The sequence below is a fragment of the Marinithermus hydrothermalis DSM 14884 genome (assembly GCF_000195335.1).
Classification (GTDB): domain Bacteria; phylum Deinococcota; class Deinococci; order Deinococcales; family Marinithermaceae; genus Marinithermus; species Marinithermus hydrothermalis.
Genome location: NC_015387.1, coordinates 923658 through 939548, shown reverse-complemented (window position 1 = coordinate 939548; position 15891 = coordinate 923658). Strand labels below are relative to the sequence as shown.

General features: G+C 70.8%; 15 protein-coding genes. 9 read left to right on the top strand and 6 right to left on the bottom strand.

Features of this window, described 5'->3' with window-relative positions:
• Positions 1 to 19: 19 nt before the first annotated feature.
• Positions 20 to 613: an L-threonylcarbamoyladenylate synthase gene (locus MARKY_RS04840; protein WP_013703757.1), complete on the top strand. Its 594-nt coding sequence runs from the start codon at positions 20 to 22 to the stop codon at positions 611 to 613.
• Entirely contained in the window at positions 610 to 1134 is a 525-nt protein-coding gene (gene scpB, locus MARKY_RS04835; protein ID WP_013703756.1) for an SMC-Scp complex subunit ScpB, read from the top strand. Before MARKY_RS04840 ends, scpB begins: the two co-directional genes overlap by 4 nt.
• A 2-nt stretch (positions 1135 to 1136) precedes the next feature.
• Here the strand turns inward: scpB and MARKY_RS04830 are convergent, their stop codons facing one another.
• Positions 1137 to 2093, bottom strand: coding sequence for a thiamine-phosphate kinase (locus tag MARKY_RS04830; protein ID WP_013703755.1), 957 nt, complete (start codon positions 2091 to 2093; stop codon positions 1137 to 1139).
• Between the two features lie 34 nt (positions 2094 to 2127).
• On the opposite strand from MARKY_RS04830, the gene MARKY_RS04825 reads away from it, so the two are divergent.
• Both MARKY_RS04825 and MARKY_RS04820 read left to right on the top strand, forming a co-directional pair.
• Positions 2128 to 2868 (top strand): 2-phosphosulfolactate phosphatase, encoded by a 741-nt coding sequence (locus MARKY_RS04825; RefSeq protein WP_013703754.1) that lies wholly within the window; start codon positions 2128 to 2130, stop codon positions 2866 to 2868.
• Complete coding sequence (locus tag MARKY_RS04820; RefSeq protein WP_013703753.1) at positions 2847 to 3563, top strand: WecB/TagA/CpsF family glycosyltransferase; 717 nt, start codon at positions 2847 to 2849, stop codon at positions 3561 to 3563. Before MARKY_RS04825 ends, MARKY_RS04820 begins: the two co-directional genes overlap by 22 nt.
• Here the strand turns inward: MARKY_RS04820 and cimA are convergent.
• The 5 genes from cimA to ilvB are packed head-to-tail and all read right to left on the bottom strand — an operon-like array spanning position 3516 to position 9877.
• Complete coding sequence (cimA, locus tag MARKY_RS04815) at positions 3516 to 5114, bottom strand: citramalate synthase (protein ID WP_013703752.1); 1599 nt, start codon at positions 5112 to 5114, stop codon at positions 3516 to 3518. The two genes, MARKY_RS04820 and cimA, sit on opposite strands and share 48 nt — an antisense overlap.
• Complete coding sequence (locus tag MARKY_RS04810; RefSeq protein WP_013703751.1) at positions 5111 to 6643, bottom strand: 2-isopropylmalate synthase; 1533 nt, start codon at positions 6641 to 6643, stop codon at positions 5111 to 5113. Before MARKY_RS04810 ends, cimA begins: the two co-directional genes overlap by 4 nt.
• Entirely contained in the window at positions 6630 to 7655 is a 1026-nt protein-coding gene (gene ilvC, locus MARKY_RS04805) for a ketol-acid reductoisomerase (protein WP_013703750.1), read from the bottom strand. Before ilvC ends, MARKY_RS04810 begins: the two co-directional genes overlap by 14 nt.
• A 15-nt stretch (positions 7656 to 7670) precedes the next feature.
• Positions 7671 to 8198, bottom strand: coding sequence for an acetolactate synthase small subunit (gene ilvN, locus MARKY_RS04800; protein ID WP_013703749.1), 528 nt, complete (start codon positions 8196 to 8198; stop codon positions 7671 to 7673).
• Positions 8195 to 9877: a biosynthetic-type acetolactate synthase large subunit gene (gene ilvB / locus MARKY_RS04795; RefSeq protein ID WP_013703748.1), complete on the bottom strand. Its 1683-nt coding sequence runs from the start codon at positions 9875 to 9877 to the stop codon at positions 8195 to 8197. The genes ilvN and ilvB overlap by 4 nt, the downstream gene beginning before the upstream one ends.
• 454 nt (positions 9878 to 10331) lie before the next feature.
• Between ilvB and leuC the strand changes: the two genes are divergently transcribed.
• Genes leuC through ilvD form a run of 5 tightly spaced genes read left to right on the top strand, consistent with a single transcriptional unit; the run spans position 10332 to position 15876 of the window.
• Positions 10332 to 11747, top strand: a complete 1416-nt coding sequence (gene leuC, locus MARKY_RS04790) for a 3-isopropylmalate dehydratase large subunit (protein ID WP_013703746.1) — start codon at positions 10332 to 10334, stop codon at positions 11745 to 11747.
• Positions 11748 to 11759: 12 nt separating this feature from the next.
• A complete protein-coding gene (gene leuD / locus MARKY_RS04785) occupies positions 11760 to 12368 on the top strand; it encodes a 3-isopropylmalate dehydratase small subunit (protein ID WP_013703745.1) in 609 nt (202 codons plus the stop codon).
• An 8-nt stretch (positions 12369 to 12376) separates the two neighbouring features.
• Complete coding sequence (leuB, locus tag MARKY_RS04780; protein WP_013703744.1) at positions 12377 to 13432, top strand: 3-isopropylmalate dehydrogenase; 1056 nt, start codon at positions 12377 to 12379, stop codon at positions 13430 to 13432.
• On the top strand, positions 13429 to 14181 hold the full coding sequence (locus tag MARKY_RS04775) for an SDR family NAD(P)-dependent oxidoreductase (RefSeq protein WP_013703743.1): 753 nt from the start codon (positions 13429 to 13431) through the stop codon (positions 14179 to 14181). Before leuB ends, MARKY_RS04775 begins: the two co-directional genes overlap by 4 nt.
• 30 nt (positions 14182 to 14211) lie before the next feature.
• The gene (ilvD, locus tag MARKY_RS04770) at positions 14212 to 15876 is read left to right on the top strand and encodes a dihydroxy-acid dehydratase (RefSeq protein WP_013703742.1); all 1665 of its coding nucleotides are present in this window, start codon (positions 14212 to 14214) and stop codon (positions 15874 to 15876) included.
• Positions 15877 to 15891: the final 15 nt, after the last annotated feature.

The window sequence follows — 15891 nt, the reverse complement described above, 5'->3', positions numbered from 1 at the left end:
GTATAACCTACACTTAGGCATGAACCGCGAAGCTGTAACGACCCTCCAGGTGCTGCGCAACGGCGGTGTCGTCGCCTTCCCCACCGACACCGTGTGGGGCCTGCTCGCCCGGATGGAGGACGAGGCCGCCTGCCGACGCATCTACCGGATCAAGGGCCGCGCCGCGGAGAAACCCCTCCAGGTCCTCGTCTCCAGCGTGGAAGCCGCCCTCGAGCTCGCGGAGCTCGGCCCTCACGAGCCCGTTTTCCTCGAGCTCGCTCGCGAGTTCTGGCCGGGCCCCCTCACGATCGTGGTGCCCGGCCAGGCCATCCCCCCTTGGATCAGCCCGGATGGTACGGTCGGCCTCCGGATGCCGGCGCACGACGAGCTCCTCGAGATCCTCGCGGGCGTGGGGGGGCACGCCGCGGCCACCAGCCTCAACCAAAGCGGCGCACCCCCGGCCCGCTCGTACGAGGAAGCCCTCACCTTCGCGCCCCTCGTGGACCGCGTCCACCCGGGCGATACCCCGGCCGGGGTGGCCTCGAGCGTGGTGGACCTCGTCCGCGGTCAGGTGCTGCGTGAGGGCGGGGTGCCGGCCTCCGCTCTCAAGCCCCACCTCCGGAGGCCGGAATGAAGGAACTCGAAGGCCCGTTGCTCGCGGTGCTCTTCGCCGCTGGCCGTCCCGTCAGCCTGGAGGAGCTGCATAAGGGACTCGGCCTTCCGGAGGATACGCTGCTGCGCGCTCTCCAAGCCCTGGAGGACCGGCTCGCCTCCGGCACGCTTGGGGTGGCCCTCGAACGCGTGGCGGGCGGGTGGCGGCTCGTGGTGCACCCTACGCACCTCGATCCGGTGCGGGCGGTGTTGCGGCCGCGCGTGCCGCAGCTCTCCAAGGCGGCGCTCGAGGTGCTCGCGATCGTCGCGTACCACCAGCCCATCACCCGGGCGGAGATCGAGGCCATGCGGGGCAAGAGCGCGGAAGGGGTGCTCGAGGGGCTTGTGGAGCGCGACCTCGTCCGGGTCGTGGGGGAAAAACCCGCGGTCGGCCGCCCCAAGCTGTACGGGACCACGGAGCGGTTCCTCGAGGTCTTCGGACTAGAGAGCCTGGAGGACCTGCCGCCCATCGAGGAGGAGCCCGTCCTGCTGCTTCGGGACTGACCCTAATCCTGGAAGTGCGCGTACCCCCGACGCGCCAGAACCTCCCCCCGGTACCAAACGCCCATCTCCCGCACCACCCGCCCCACGCAATGGTGCGGGACGCCAGCGGCTCGCAGCGCGCGCTCAACCGCGGCCTCTCCGCCAGGCTTCACGACGAGCACGACCTCGTACTCCTCCCCCCCATACAGCACGAGCTCGTGCGCGTCCACCCCAGCCTCGGTGGCGTACGCGCGCACCTCGGGGAAAACGGGGAGGGCCTCGAGGTGAATCCCCACGCCCAGCGCCTCGGCAAGCTGCCACAGGGTCTCGGCCAGGCCGTCCGAGGAGTCCGCGCTGCCGGACAGGGCGTCGCGCACCGCGCCCAGGGCCAGGACCTCGAGCCGCGCCTTGGGCCAGTGGCCCGCCCGGCGGATCGCGGGGTACGCGTCCAGCGGAATCCCGTGGTAGTGCGCGTGGATCGCGGCACCGCTCAGGCCCCACCGGTCCCCGAGCAGGTACACGCCGTCCCCGGGCTCCGCGGCGCGCGGCAGGACCGCCCTCGCCACCCCGACGCCGCTCGCGTATATGGCGAGCTCGCCCCCCGCGTTGGTGTCCCCGCCCAGCAGCGCCGCTCCGTACGCCGCCGCGGCGCGCGCCGCGCCTCGCGTCAGGCCCACCAGGGTCTCCACCCGGGCCTCCCCTGGGGCTGCGAGGGCTAGGGTGAACCCCAGGGGCCGCGCCAGCTTCGCCACGAGGTCCGAGGCGACCGCGGTGACCGCGCGCCACCCCACGGCCTCGGGGCTCATGCCCTGAAGGGCCACCTGCCGGTAGGCGAACCCGTCGGTCTTGAGGAGGAGGTGCCCCCCGCCCCACGGCACCGCGCCCGCGTCGTCCCCTGGGGGTAAGGTCGCGTTCGGCGGGTACCCGATGCGCGCTAGTTGCTTCACGAGCGCCCGCTCGCCGAGCTCATCCACCCGCATGAGCCCATGCTATCAAGTGGTACAATTTGCTGCGATGCGTGTTCGTGTCGACCTGCTGCCCAAAGGTCAGTACAACGATCTGGTCATCCTGGTGGACGTCCTGCGTGCCACGACCTCCATCTCGATCCTGCTCGCGCGCGGCGCGCGTGAGGTCTGGGTCTCCCCTAGCCTACGCGCGATCCGCGCTTGCGCGCAGGAAGGCGATCTCCTCCTGGGCGAACGCGAAGGCATCCCCCCGGAAGGCTTTCACTACGGCACCTCCCCCGCCGAGCTCGTGAAGCTCGAGGTGGAGGGGCGCAGGATCTATTACTCGAGCGACAACCTGCCGTGGGCCCTCGAGCAAATCACGGGGTACAAGCACCTGCTGCTGGGCGCGTTCCGCAACGCGCGGGCGGTCCTGGAGGCCGCGCACGCCCTCGCAAAGGAGGAGATCGCCCTGGTTGGGGCGGGGTTTGAGCGGGCCGAAGGACTGGACGACACGCTGGTCGCGGGGTTCCTCGCCAAGAAACTGATCCGCACGTACGGCGAGGACCGCGTCCAACTCGCGGACGCCGCCCGGATGAGCATCGCGCTGCTCAAGGCCTTCCCCGACCCTCAGGAAGCCCTGTGGCAGTCCGGGGCCGGCCAGTTCCTCGCGCGGCTCGGGTACACGGAGGACCTGGCCTACGCCAGCCTGATCAGCCAGGACCCCGTGGTGCCCCTCCTCTCCGAACGCATCGAGCACGAGGGACGCCCCCTGTACCGCTTCACCCCATGGAGCGGCTCGAACTCCTAGGCCTGCCCCTCGATCCGATCTCGATGCGGGAAGCTCTCGAGCGCATCCAGGGCTTCCTCGCCGAGCCGGGCACGCGCCAGGTCGTCACGCTCAACCCCGAGATCACGGTCCGGGCCCAGCGCGACCCCGCGCTCGCCCGGGCCATCCGCGAGGCGGAGCTCGTCACCCCGGACGGGGTCGGTGTGCTTTGGGCCGCCCGGACGCTGTGCGGCGCGCGCCTTTCCGAGCGCGTGACCGGCGTGGACCTCACCCTCGAGCTCTTCCGCCGCCTCGGCCCTAAGCTGCGGGTCTTCTTCCTCGGGGGGCGGCCCGGCGTGGCCGAGCGGGCCGCGGCGCGTGCCCAGGCCGAGTGGGGCGTGCGGGTCGCGGGCAGCCACCACGGGTTCTTCCAGGACGAAGCGGCGGTCGTGGGGCAAATCCGCGAGGCTCAGGCCGACCTGCTCCTCGCTGGCCTCGGAGAGCGGCAGGAGGTCTTCCTTCACCGGCACAAGCCCCACCTCGGGGTGCGGGTCGCGATCGGTGTGGGCGGCACGCTCGACGTCCTCGCCGGCGAAGCCCGGCGCGCCCCGGAGTGGACGCACCGGCTGGGGGTGGAGTGGCTCTGGCGCGTGGGGCTTGACCCCAAGCGCTGGCCGCGCGCGGGACGGTTAGCTCGCTTTGTGGGCCTGGTGTGGCGCGCGCGCTTCTTTCACTAGCACGTACGCGTACCCGTCGGCCAGGGCCTTGAGGGAGGCCTCGAGGATGTTCACGCTGGCGCCGACCGTTCCCCAGCGGTCTTTTCCGTCCGTCATCTCCACCAAAACCCGCACGCCGCTCGCGGTACCCCGCTCCTGCCCGGAGAGGACCCGCACCTTGTAGTCCGCCAGCTCGACCCCCTCGAGCTCGGGATAGAAGGCGAGGAGGGCCTTGCGGAGCGCGTTGTCCAGCGCCCCTACCGGCCCCTCGCCCATCGCGGCGGTGTGGTAGACCTCCGCGCCCACCTGGACCTGCACGGTCGCCTCGGCCTGCCACGCCCCGCGCGCCTCCCCCTGCACCCAGGCGCGAAACGCCCGGACCACAAAGGGCAGCCGTCCGCCCCGGAGCCGGTGCGCGAGCAGGTAGAACGAGGCCTCGGCCCCCTCGAAGGCGTACCCGGCGTGCTCGAGGGCCTTGACCTCCTCCAAAAGGGAGCGGGCCGTTTCCGCCTCGAGCTCGAGGCCGCGCTCGGCGAGCTTGGCGAGCAGGTTCGAGCGCCCCGCAAGGTCCGAGACGAGGATGCGGCGCGCGTTACCCACCAGCTGGGGGTCAATGTGCTCGTAGGTGCGCGGGTTTTTGAGCACCGCGGAGACGTGCACCCCGCCCTTGTGCGCGAAGGCCGCCTCCCCCACGTACGGCGCGCGGCGGTTGGGGGTGAGGTTCGCGCGTTCGTCCACGAACCGCGCGAGCACCTTCAGCTCCGCAAGGCGCGGGCGAGGCACGACCGCGTACCCGTACTTCAGCATCAGGGTGGGGATCAGGCTGACGAGGTTCGCGTTCCCGCACCGCTCCCCGTACCCGCCGATGGTGCCCTGCACGTGCCGCGCTCCCGCCCGCACCGCGGCCAGGGTGTTGGCCACCGCGAGCTCCGCGTCGTTGTGCGCGTGGATCCCGATGCGCACCCGGGGGAAGGTGTCCACCACCCGCCGGGTGATCTCGTAGACCTCCTCCGGCAGGCTTCCCCCGTTCGTGTCGCACAGGACCAGGGTGTCCGCCCCGCCCCGCAACGCGACACGCAGCGTCTCCATCGCGTAGGCGGGGTCTTCCTTAAACCCGTCGAAGAAGTGCTCCGCGTCGTAGATCACGCGCCGCCCCTGCCGCACCAGGTGCGCGACGGTCGCCTCGATCATCCAGAGATGCTCCTCGAGGTTCACCCCGAGGGCTTCCCGGACGTGCAGCGTCCAGGACTTGCCGAAGAGGGTCACCACGGGGGTCCTTGCCTCGAGGAGGGCCTGGACCGAAGGGTCCGCCTCGGGGCGGAGCCCCTTGCGGTGGGTCGCGCCGAACGCCACGAGGCGGGCCGCGCCGAGGTCCACGCCCTTCATGCGCTGGAAGAACGCCGCGTCTTTGGGGTTCGAGCCGGGCCACCCCCCCTCGATGAGGGGCACCCCGAAGGCCGCGAGCCGCCGCGCGATGGCTACCTTGTCCTCGGTGGAGAGCACGAAGCCCTCACCCTGCGTGCCGTCGCGCAGTGTGGTGTCCAGCACCTCGATCGCCGCGGATTGCCTCATGGCGCCTCCACCGAGGCTTTCGCGCCCACCCCGGCCACGAGCTTGTTCAAAGCGTCCAGGTAGGCCCGCGCCGAGGCCTCGACCACGTCCGGCGCCACCCCCCGCCCCGTCACGACCGCCCGGCCGTTCCGGAGGCGTACCGTCACCTCACCCACGGCCTCCGTCCCCCCGGTCGTAGCCTCGATGCGGTAGGCCTCGAGCCGGGGGCGCAGGCCGACCGCTCGGGCGATCGCCTGGTACACCGCGTCCACCGGCCCGTCCCCCGTGGCCGCCTCGGTGACCTCCCCGTCCGGCGTCGCGACCCGCACCGTGGCTACGGGGGTGAGCGCGGTGCCGGAGTGCACCTGGAGGTCCTGGAGCTTGAAGTGTTCGGGGGCCCGGGTCCGCTGGTCCTCCACCAGGGCCACCAGGTCCTCCGCCGTGACCTGCTTCTTGCGGTCGGCGACCTCCTTAAAGCGCGTAAAGAGGCGGGTCACCTCCTCGTCGTTGAAGGTGTAGCCGAGCTCCTCGAGGGCTTTCTTGAAGGCGTGACGCCCCGAGTGCTTGCCGAGCACCAAAACCGCCGCCTCACGCCCCACCAGCTCGGCGTCCATGATCTCGTAGGTCTCGCGGGCCTTCAAGACCCCGTCCTGGTGGATGCCGGACTCGTGGCTGAACGCGTTCGCCCCCACCACCGCCTTGTTGGGCGGGACCACCATCCCCGTCAGGCGCGCGACGAGCTGGCTGGCGCGGTAGAGCTCGCGGGTGCGGATCCCGGTCTCGGCCCCGAAAACGTCGCGGCGCGTGTAGAGGGCCATCACGACCTCCTCGAGGGAAGCGTTTCCCGCGCGTTCGCCGATCCCGTTGACGGTGCACTCCACCTGGGTTGCGCCCGCACGGACCGCAGCCAGGGAGTTCGCCACCGCGAGGCCCAGGTCGTCGTGGCAGTGCACCGAGACGTCCACGTTCTCGATGCCGGGGGTGTTCTCGATGACGTAGCGCACGAGCTCGGCGAACTGCCAGGGGGTCTGGTACCCGACGGTGTCCGGGATGTTGATCACCGTGGCCCCCGCCCGAATGGCCTCCCCGAAGATCCGAACGAGGAAGTCCGGGTCGCTGCGGCCCGCGTCCTCCGCGCTGAACTCCACGTCGTCCACGAACCCCTTGGCGTAGCCCACCGCCCAGCGGGCACGCGCGACCACCTCGTCCGGACTCAGGCGGAGCTTCTTCTCCATGTGCACCGGGCTCGTGGCGATGAAGGTGTGGATGCGCTTGTTCTCCGCGGGCGCGACGGCCTCGGCCGCGCGCTCGATGTCGGGCTTGGCGGCCCGCGCGAGCGCCGCGATCGTCGGCCCCCGGACCTCCTGCGCGATGCGGCGAACGGCGTGGAAATCCCCGGGGCTCGCGATGGGGAACCCCGCCTCGATCACGTCCACACCGAGCCGAGCGAGTTGATGCGCGATGGCGAGCTTCTCCTCCGGGGTGAGGGTCACGCCCGGGGACTGCTCCCCGTCACGGAGCGTGGTGTCGAAGATCTTAATCCGACGCACGGCCCACCTCCTCCTCCGCGATGCGGGCCTTCAAGAACGGCATCATGGCTCGCAGTTTGGGGCCGATCGCCTCGATGGGGTGGCGTGCCCACTGCCGGCGGCGCGCCTCGAGCACCGGCCGGCCCGCCTGGTTCTCCAGGATCCATTCCCGGGCGAACACACCGGAGCGGATCTCCTGGAGCACCGCCCGCATGCGCTCCTTCGTTTCCGGCGGGAGAACCGCGTCGCCGCGGGTGTAGTCCCCGTACTCCGCGGTGTTCGAGATCGAGTACCGCATCCCCGCCAGGCCGGACTCGTACAGGAGGTCCACGATGAGCTTCATCTCGTGCAGAACCTCAAAGTACGCGATCTCCGGCTTGTACCCAGCCTCCACCAGGGTCTCGAACCCGTAGGCGATGAGCCGGGTCAGGCCGCCGCACAAGACCGCCTGCTCGCCGAAGAGGTCGGTCTCGGTCTCCTCGGCGAAGGTGGTGGGGATCACCCCCGCCCGCGTCGCCCCGATGGCCTTCGCGTAAGCGAGGGCCGTCTGGAAGGCGCTCCCCGAAGCGTCCTGCGCCACGGCGACCAAGGCGGGCACCCCGCGGCCGGCCGCGTACTCGCTGCGCACCAGGTGGCCGGGCCCCTTGGGGGCCACCATCCACACGTCCAGGTCGGGCCGGGGCCGGATCTGGCCGAAGTGGATGTTGAACCCGTGCGCGAAGGCCAGGGCCGCCCCCTCCTTCAGGTTCGGCGCGATCGCCTCCCGGTACACCCCGGCCTGCGCCTCGTCGGGCAGGAGGACCATCACCACCTCCGCCCGGCGCACGGCCTCCGCCACCTCCAGGACCTCGAGGCCCGCCGCCTCGGCCGCAGCCCAGCGGGCCGAGCCGGGGCGCAACCCCACCACCACGGGCACCCCCGCGTCCTTGAGGTTCTGGGCGTGCGCGTGCCCTTGCGAGCCGAAACCGAGCACCGCAACGGTCTTCCTCCGGATGACCTCGAGGTCCGCGTCGTGATCGTAGTACACCTGCATGATCCCGCTCCTTTCCTACACCGCTTCCTTTTCACGCACCGCTTCCTTTTCACGGGGCTTCAGGGCCTTCACCCCCCGGGACATGGCGACGGCCCCGGTGCGCATCGTCTCGAGGAGGCCGTAGGGCCGCAGCTGCTCGATGAAGCTCTCGACCTTGCTCGGCTCGCCGGTCACCTCGAAGGTCAGCGCGCGGCGCGCGACGTCCACTGTGCGCGCCCGGTACGCCGCGGCGATCTCGCGGATCTCGAGGCGTTCCTCGAGGCCGGCCACGTGCACCTTGACCAGGGCCAGCTCCCGCTCGATGTGGGGCTCGGTGTGGTCCGTGACCTTGAGCACCTCCACCAGGCGGTTCAGCTGTTTTTCGACCTGCTCGATGGTGTGGTCGTCGCCGCGAACCACGAACGCGATGCGGCTCGTGCCCGGCTGGTGCGTGCGTCCCACGGCGAGGGACTCGATGTTGAAGCCCCGCCGGGCGAAAAGAGCCGTGATCCGCGTCAGGACGCGAGGGTGGTCCTCGACCAGGACGCTCACGATATGCCTCACGCCTTCACCTCCTCCCGAGGGTCCTCCACGATCATGTCCTCCGCGCTTCCGCCCGCGGGGATCATGGGGAAGACGCCTTCCTCGTGGTGCACCCTAAACTCCGCCACCACGGGCCCGTCGGTTCCGAGCACCGCGTCCACGCCCTTGGCGAGGTCCTCCCGCCGCTCGACGCGCACCCCGGGGATGCCGTAAGCCGCAGCGAGCTTGGCGAAGTCCGGGTTGGAGTCCGCGAGGTAGACCTCGCTGTACCGGCGCGCGTGGAAGAGCTCCTGCCACTGGCGCACCATGCCCAAGAACCCGTTGTTGAGGATCACGACCTTAACCGGGAGGTCGTACTTGACCAGGGTGGCCAGCTCCTGCAGGGTCATCTGGAAGCTGCCGTCCCCGTCGAAGTCGATCACGAGCGCGTCCGGGCGGGCCACCTGAGCGCCGATCGCCGCGGGCAGCCCGAACCCCATCGTGCCGAGCCCTCCGGAGGTCACCCACGCGCGTGGCTTGTTGAAGGGGTAGTGCTGCGTGACGAACATCTGGTGCTGCCCCACCCCGCTCGTCACGATCGCCTCGCCGCCGGTCGCCTCCCAGAAGGCGCGGATCACTTCCGGGGTCTGCAGGTAGGGCCGCTCGGGAATCCGCAAGGGGTACTGCTCCTGCCAGGCGCGGATCGTCCGCCACCACCCCTCGAGCCGCAAGGGGCGCGCGCCGGCGGCGAGCTCGGCCGTCACCTGCTTCGCGTCCCCCACCACGGGAATGTGGGTAGGCACGAGCTTCCCCACCTCGGCAGGGTCGATGTCCACGTGGATGATCGTGCGCGCGTGGGGTGCGAACCGCTCGAGCCTCCCAGTCACGCGGTCGTCGAAGCGCAGCCCGATCCCCAGGATCAGGTCGCAGTACTGGACCGCGCGGTTCGCCGCGACCGTCCCGTGCATGCCGGGCATGCCCAAGCACTGCGGGTGCGTCCCCGGGAACGCCCCCAGGCCGTGCAGCGTGGGGATCACGGGGATCCCGGTCCGTTCGGCGAAGGCCCGGATCTCCGCGTGGGCGTGCCGCGCCCCGCCGCCCACCATCAAGACCGGCCGTTCCGCCTCCTCGAGGGCCGCGAGGGCCTTCTCGATCTGGCGGGGGTGGCCCTCCTCGGTGGGGCGGTACCCGGGAAGGTGCACGCGCTCCGGGAACGCCCCGGTGAAGGCCTCGAGCTGCACGTCCTTGGGGATGTCGATCAGCACGGGGCCGGGACGGCCGGTGCGCGCGATGTAAAAGGCTTCCTTGACGATGCGGGGAAGGTCGTCGGCGCGGGTGACCAGGTAGTTGTGCTTGGTGACCGGCATCGTCGCTCCGGTCACGTCCGCCTCTTGAAAGGCGTCCGTGCCGATCAGGGCGCGGGGCACGTTCCCGGTGATCGCCACGACGGCGCTCGAGTCCATCAGGGCGTCCGCGAGCCCCGTGACGAGGTTGAGCGCGCCGGGCCCCGAGGTCGCCAGGCAGACCCCTACCCGCCCCGAGACGCGGTGGTATGCGGCCGCGGCGTGCGCGGCGGCCTGCTCGTGCCGCACGAGGTAGTGCTGGATGGGGGCGTCGTACAGCGCGTCGTAGACGGGCATGATCGCGCCCCCCGGGTGGCCGAAGACGTGCTCGACGCCTTCTTGTATCAGGGCTTGCAGTAACGCCTGGGCTCCGTTCATTCGTGCCTCGCCTCCCCTACCCCTGAAAAGAGAACCCCCCGGTTCGTACCGGGGGGTGTGGTTCCGCGCGAAACCGCTAAACGCCTACGGGTAGACCCCACCCCCCGACGGGCCTACGACTAGCCAGAGGATGGCTAGTGCGCCGTAGGTCGTGAGGGTCTGGGGCCGCAGGTTCAACATCTTGCCGCTGATTGTATAGAGCAGCCCCACCCGTGTCAAGCCTCCCCGAAAATCCTCCAGCACCACGGGATTTTCCTGGGATGAGCGGGTCGGGCGGTTGACGTGCCCCGCACGCCTGCGTATACTCATGCGCAAATGGCAGGTTCCCGCATCCTGTTTTCGCTATCCCTAGCCGCCCTAGCCCCGGGGGGTCCTTAGCGGTTTTGTACCGGTTCGTACTACACGCCCCCCGGGACCTCCCGGGGGGCGTTGCTTACGCCGTAAGGGGGTTGAAATGGCCGGACCCAAAAGCCTCTATGAAAAAGTCTGGGAAGCGCACACCGTCCGCACCCTGCCGGGCGGCCTCACCCAACTCTTCATCGACCTGCACCTGATCCACGAGGTCACCAGCCCACAGGCCTTCGGCATGCTGCGCGAGCGGGGCCTTCGGGTGCGCTGCCCGCACCGCACCTTCGCCACGGTGGACCACATCGTGCCCACCCACCGGCGCACCGAGCCGTTCGAGGACCCGCTCGCCGACGCAATGATCCAGGAGATCCGCAAGAACACGCGCGACTTCGGCATCCCGCTCTTCGACCTCACGAGCGGCCGCCAGGGGATCGTGCACGTGGTGGGGCCCGAACAGGGGCTCACCCACCCCGGCATGACCATCGCCTGCGGCGACTCGCACACCTCGACCCACGGGGCCTTCGGAGCCATCGCCTTCGGGATCGGCACCACCCAGGTGCGCGACGTGCTCGCCACGCAAACCCTCGCCGTCCCCAAGCTCAAGGTGCGCCGCATCAACGTGAACGGCCGGCTCGCGCCCGGCGTGTACGCCAAGGACGTGATCCTGCACATCATCCGCACCCTCGGGGTCAAGGGCGGGATCGGGTACGCCTACGAGTACGGCGGCGAGGTTATCGAGCGTTTCAGCATGGAGGAACGCATGACCGTGTGCAACATGTCCATCGAGGGCGGGGCGCGCATCGGGTACGTGAACCCCGACGAGAAGACCTTCGCCTACCTCAAGGGCCGCCCCTACGCCCCCAAAGGCGCGGAGTGGGACCGCGCCGTCGCGTACTGGCGCGCTCTCGCCTCCGATCCCGGCTGCCCCTACGACGACGTGGTCGAGATCCAAGCCGAGGAGATCGCCCCCACCGTCACCTGGGGGTTAAACCCCGGCCAGGCGATCTCCATCGAGGAGAAGATCCCCCACCCCGAGGACCTCCCCCCCGAGGCGCGCCCCGCGGCCTGGGAGGCGCTCCGCCACATGAAGCTCGAGCCGGGCCGTCCCATCCAAGGCACCCCGATCGACGTGGCCTTCATCGGCAGCTGCACCAACGCGCGCGTCTCGGATTTCCGCGAGGTCGCGAAGCACCTCAAAGGCCACCGGGTCAAGCCCGGCGTGCGGGCCATCGCGGTGCCGGGCTCGGAGCGCGTAGCTCAACAATGCGAGGAGGAAGGGATCGCGGAGGTGTTCCGCGAGGCGGGGTTCGAGTGGCGCGGCGCGGGGTGCAGCCTCTGCCTCGCCATGAACCCCGACAAGCTCGAGGGCGACCAGTTGTGCGCCTCGAGCTCCAACCGTAACTTCAAGGGCCGCCAGGGCAGCCCCACCGGCCGCACCGTCTTGATGAGCCCGGTGATGGTGGCCGCGGCGGCCGTGACCGGCGTGATCAGCGACGCCCGCGAGGTGTTCGGCCTCGCGTGAGGAGGTGAGGGCATGGAACGCATCCGGCAGATTACCGGCAGGGCCGTCCCCGTCCCTGGGGACGCTATCGACACCGACCGCATCCTTCCCGCCCGGTTCATGAAGGTCGTGACCTTCGACGGCCTGGGGCGGCACCTGTTCCACGACGAGCGGTTCGCTCCGGACGGCACCCCCAAGCCCCATCCCTTGAACGACCCCCGCTACCAAGGAGCCCGCATCCTGCTGGTCGGGAGCAGCTTCGGCTCGGGCTCATCGCGCGAGCACGCGCCCCAAGCCATCCGCCGCGCGGGGTTCCAGGCCCTCATCGGGGAGAGCTTCGCGGAGATCTTCTTCGGGAACGCCACCGCGATCGGCCTGGTGTGCGTGCGGCTCGCTCCCGACGCCCTCCAAACCCTGGTGCAGACCGTCCAGGCGGACCCCACAACCCTGGTCACGATCGACCTCGAGGCCCGCACCGTGCGCTACGCCGGGCGGGAAGCGCCTCTCGAGATTCGCGAAGCCGCGCGGCGTGCCTTTCTCGAGGGACGCTGGGACCCCCTGGACGAGCTGCTCGAGGCCGAACCGTCCATCGAGGCCCTCGACCGCCGGATGCCCTGCCCGGGGCGCGCGGGGAGCTACTAGGGGGCGGCATGACGCGCGCTTACATCGCCGTCCTTCCCGGTGACGGGATCGGCCCCGAGGTCACGGAGGCCGCGGTGCGGGTCCTGGCCGCGGCGGCCGAGGTGTACGGGCTGGACCTCGAGTGCGAGCGTTTTCCCTTCGGGGGGGCGGCGCTCGAGCGCTGTGGCGCGCCCTTTCCGGAGGAGACCCGAAAGGCCGTGCTGGAAGCGGACGCGGTGCTGCTCGGCGCGATCGGGGGGCCGCAGTGGGACGACGCACCCCGCGCGCTCCGGCCCGAAACGGGCCTCCTCGAGCTCCGAAAGGCCCTCCGGGCGTTCGCGAACCTTAGGCCTGCTCGGGTGCTACCGGGCCTCGAGGGGCACTCCCCCCTCCGCCCCGAGGTCGCGCGGGGGGTGGACGTCCTGATCGTGCGGGAGCTCACGGGTGGGATCTACTTCGGCCGGCCGCGCGGCTTAGGCGAAACCGAGGCTTGGAACACGATGCGGTACACCCGACCGGAGGTGGAACGGGTCGCGCGGGTGGCCTTTGAGGCGGCCCGGCGGCGGCGGGGGCACCTTACCAGCGTGGACAAGGCCAACGTGCTCGAGGTGGGGGAGCTCTGGCGGCGCACGGTAAGCGAGCTCGCACAGGCCTACCCCGGGGTTCGGGTGGAGCACCAGTACGTGGACGCGATGGCGATGCTCTTGGTGCAGCAGCCCACGCGGTTCGACGTGATCCTTACAGGAAACCTCTTTGGGGACATCCTCTCGGACCTGGCCTCGGTCCTGCCAGGGTCGCTGGGGGTGCTGCCCTCGGCCTCGCTCGGGGAGGGCCCCTCGCTCTTCGAGCCCGTGCACGGCAGCGCGCCGGACCTTGCCGGCCGGGGCATCGCGAACCCCACAGGGGCGATCCTCTCCGCGGCGATGCTCCTCACGTACGCGCTGGACCGGGCCGAAGCGGGCCGGGCCGTGGAGGAAGCGGTAGCCCAAGCCCTAGCCCAAAACCCCACGCCGGATCTCGGGGGCACCGCGAGCACGGAAGCATTCACGAGGCAAGTCCTGGAGGCTTTGTACACTAAGGCATGAGCGCAGTTCGAGGCAAGACCCTGATCGTGACCGGCGCCTCGCGCGGCATCGGGCGGGCGTTGGCCCTGGCCCTCGCCGACGCGGGCGCGAACCTGGTGCTGAACGCGCGGTCCCAAGGCCCCCTCGAGGAGGTCGTCCAGGCCTGCCGCGCCCTGGGCGTACAAGCCCGGGGCGTCGCAGGAAGCATCGCCGAGGCCCAGACGGCCGAGGCCCTGGTGACGGCCGCCCTGGAGGTGGGGGGGTTCTACGGGTACATCCACAACGCCGGGGTGCTCTACCCGGGCCCGTTCGTCTGGGAGCTGCCCGAGGCTCAGTTTCGCGCGGTGCTCGAGGTGCACCTGGTGGGCGGGTACCAGCTCGCGCGGTTCGCCGTGCCGAGGCTGCTCGAGGCCGGCGGGGGGCTCGCGGTCTACGTGGGATCCGGGGCAGCGGAAACGAACCTGCCGGGGATCGGGGCGTACGCGGTGGCGAAGGCTGCGGAAGAGCACCTCGCCAAACAGATCGCTGCGGAGGCCCCCGGGCTCACCTGCTTCGTCTACCGACCGGGGGTGGTGGAGACCCGCATGCAGCAGGAGGCTCGCGAGGCGCAGGGCAGCGCGGCGGAGGCGCTGCACCAGGTCTTTCGGGGGTACCAGGAGCAGCGCGTCCTGCTCACCCCCGAGCAGACCGCCGCAGCGCTGGTTCGCATTCTGCAACGGGAGCCGGAGCGCTTTCACGGCGGGATCGCGACCTGGCGTGACGGTACGTAACCCCTGGATGGGGCGCGGGAGGGGAAGGTGATGCGAAGCGATCGATTGAAGATGGGGGTAGCGCGAGCACCGGCCCGGGCCATGCTCCGGGCGGTGGGCGTGGAGGACGAAGACTTCAAGAAGCCCTTCGTGGGCGTGGTGAACACCTGGACCGACGGGATGCCCTGCAACGCGCACCTCCGGGAGCTCGCCCAGGAGGTGAAGGCCGGGCTGCGCGCGGCGGGCGCGGTCCCTTTTGAGTTCGGGGCGATCGCGGTCTCGGACGGGATCGCGATGGGCACGCCAGGCATGCGGGCCAGCCTGGTGAGCCGCGAGGTGATCGCGGACTCCGTGGAGCTGGTCGCCCAAGGGTACCTGTACGACGGGATGGTTGTCCTCGTGGGGTGCGACAAGACGATCCCGGGCGGCGCGATGGGCCTCGTGCGCAGCGGGGTGCCCGGCCTCGTGCTCTACGGCGGCACGATCGCTCCGGGGAGGCTCGGGAACAAGAACCTCACGATCGTCTCGGTCTTCGAAGCGGTCGGGCAGTACGCCGCGGGCGAGATCGGCCAAGCGGAACTCGAGGCGATCGAACGCGCGGCCATCCCCGGCCCGGGCGCGTGCGGCGGGCAGTACACCGCGAACACCATGGCGATGGCCCTCGAGGTGCTGGGCCTCTCACCCCTGGGGTACAATGCGATCCCCGCGGTGGCACCCGAGAAACAAACGGCCACTCGAGGGGTGGGCCGGGTCCTGCTCGAGGCCATCCGCGAGGGACGCACGCCGCGCGAGTTCTTAACGCGCCGGTCCTTCCTGAACGCGATCGCGGCGGTCGCCGCGACCGGGGGGTCCACGAACGCGGTGCTGCACCTTTTGGCCCTGGCCCACGAGGTGGGCATCCCCTTGAGCCTCCAAGACTTCGACGAGGTGAGCCGCAAAACCCCGGTGATCGCGGACCTCAGGCCGTGGGGGCGGTACACCGCCTGGGAGCTCTACGAAGCCGGCGGTACGCCGCTTGTGGTGCGGCGGCTGCTCGAGGCGGGGTTGCTCGACGGGGAGGCGCGCACCGTGACCGGCCGGACGCTCGCGGAGGAAGCCCAAAACGCGCGGGAAGCGCCGGGGCAAACGGTGGTCGCGACCGCATCCCGGCCCTTCAAGCCCCAGGGCGGCCTGGTGGTGCTCAGCGGCTCGCTCGCTCCGGAGGGAGCGGTGCTCAAGGTCGCGGGCACCGAACGCCTGCACTTCCGGGGACCCGCGCGCGTATTTGATTCGGAGGAGGCCGCGATGCAGGCGGTGCTGCGCCGCGAAATCCGGCCGGGGGACGTGGTCGTCATCCGGTACGAGGGGCCCAAGGGCGGGCCGGGGATGCGTGAGATGCTCGGGGTGACCTCCGCGATCGTCGGGGAGGGGCTGGGGCCGGAGGTGGCCCTGATCACCGACGGGCGGTTCTCCGGGGGGACGCGCGGCCTGATGATCGGGCACGTGGCCCCCGAAGCCCAGGTGGGGGGACCCATCGCCCTCGTGCAGGAGGGGGACGTGATCACGATCGACGTGGAGGCGCGACGGCTCGACCTCGAGGTTTCCGAGGCGGTGCTCGCCGAGCGGCGCGCGCGCTGGACGCCGCCCGCGCCGCGCTACACGCGGGGGGTGTTCGCACGGTACGCGGCGCTTGTCAGCTCGGCGGCGCTGGGGGCGGTGCTGCAATCCCCGCGATAAGGGCATGCCGGTAAC

Bases quoted from the DNA above. Each gene is read 5' to 3' on its own strand.
- leuC (WP_013703746.1), top strand. From the start codon at position 10,332: ATGGCCGGACCCAAAAGCCTCTATGAAAAAGTCTGGGAAGCGCACACC.
- MARKY_RS04830 (WP_013703755.1), bottom strand. From the start codon at position 2,093: ATGCGGGTGGATGAGCTCGGCGAGCGGGCGCTCGTGAAGCAACTAGCG.
- MARKY_RS04840 (WP_013703757.1), top strand. From the start codon at position 20: ATGAACCGCGAAGCTGTAACGACCCTCCAGGTGCTGCGCAACGGCGGT.
- leuB (WP_013703744.1), top strand. From the start codon at position 12,377: ATGACGCGCGCTTACATCGCCGTCCTTCCCGGTGACGGGATCGGCCCC.
- ilvC (WP_013703750.1), bottom strand. From the start codon at position 7,655: ATGCAGGTGTACTACGATCACGACGCGGACCTCGAGGTCATCCGGAGG.
- MARKY_RS04820 (WP_013703753.1), top strand. From the start codon at position 2,847: ATGGAGCGGCTCGAACTCCTAGGCCTGCCCCTCGATCCGATCTCGATG.
- leuD (WP_013703745.1), top strand. From the start codon at position 11,760: ATGGAACGCATCCGGCAGATTACCGGCAGGGCCGTCCCCGTCCCTGGG.
- scpB (WP_013703756.1), top strand. From the start codon at position 610: ATGAAGGAACTCGAAGGCCCGTTGCTCGCGGTGCTCTTCGCCGCTGGC.
- ilvD (WP_013703742.1), top strand. From the start codon at position 14,212: ATGCGAAGCGATCGATTGAAGATGGGGGTAGCGCGAGCACCGGCCCGG.
- MARKY_RS04775 (WP_013703743.1), top strand. From the start codon at position 13,429: ATGAGCGCAGTTCGAGGCAAGACCCTGATCGTGACCGGCGCCTCGCGC.
- MARKY_RS04825 (WP_013703754.1), top strand. From the start codon at position 2,128: ATGCGTGTTCGTGTCGACCTGCTGCCCAAAGGTCAGTACAACGATCTG.
- ilvB (WP_013703748.1), bottom strand. From the start codon at position 9,877: ATGAACGGAGCCCAGGCGTTACTGCAAGCCCTGATACAAGAAGGCGTC.
- cimA (WP_013703752.1), bottom strand. From the start codon at position 5,114: ATGAGGCAATCCGCGGCGATCGAGGTGCTGGACACCACACTGCGCGAC.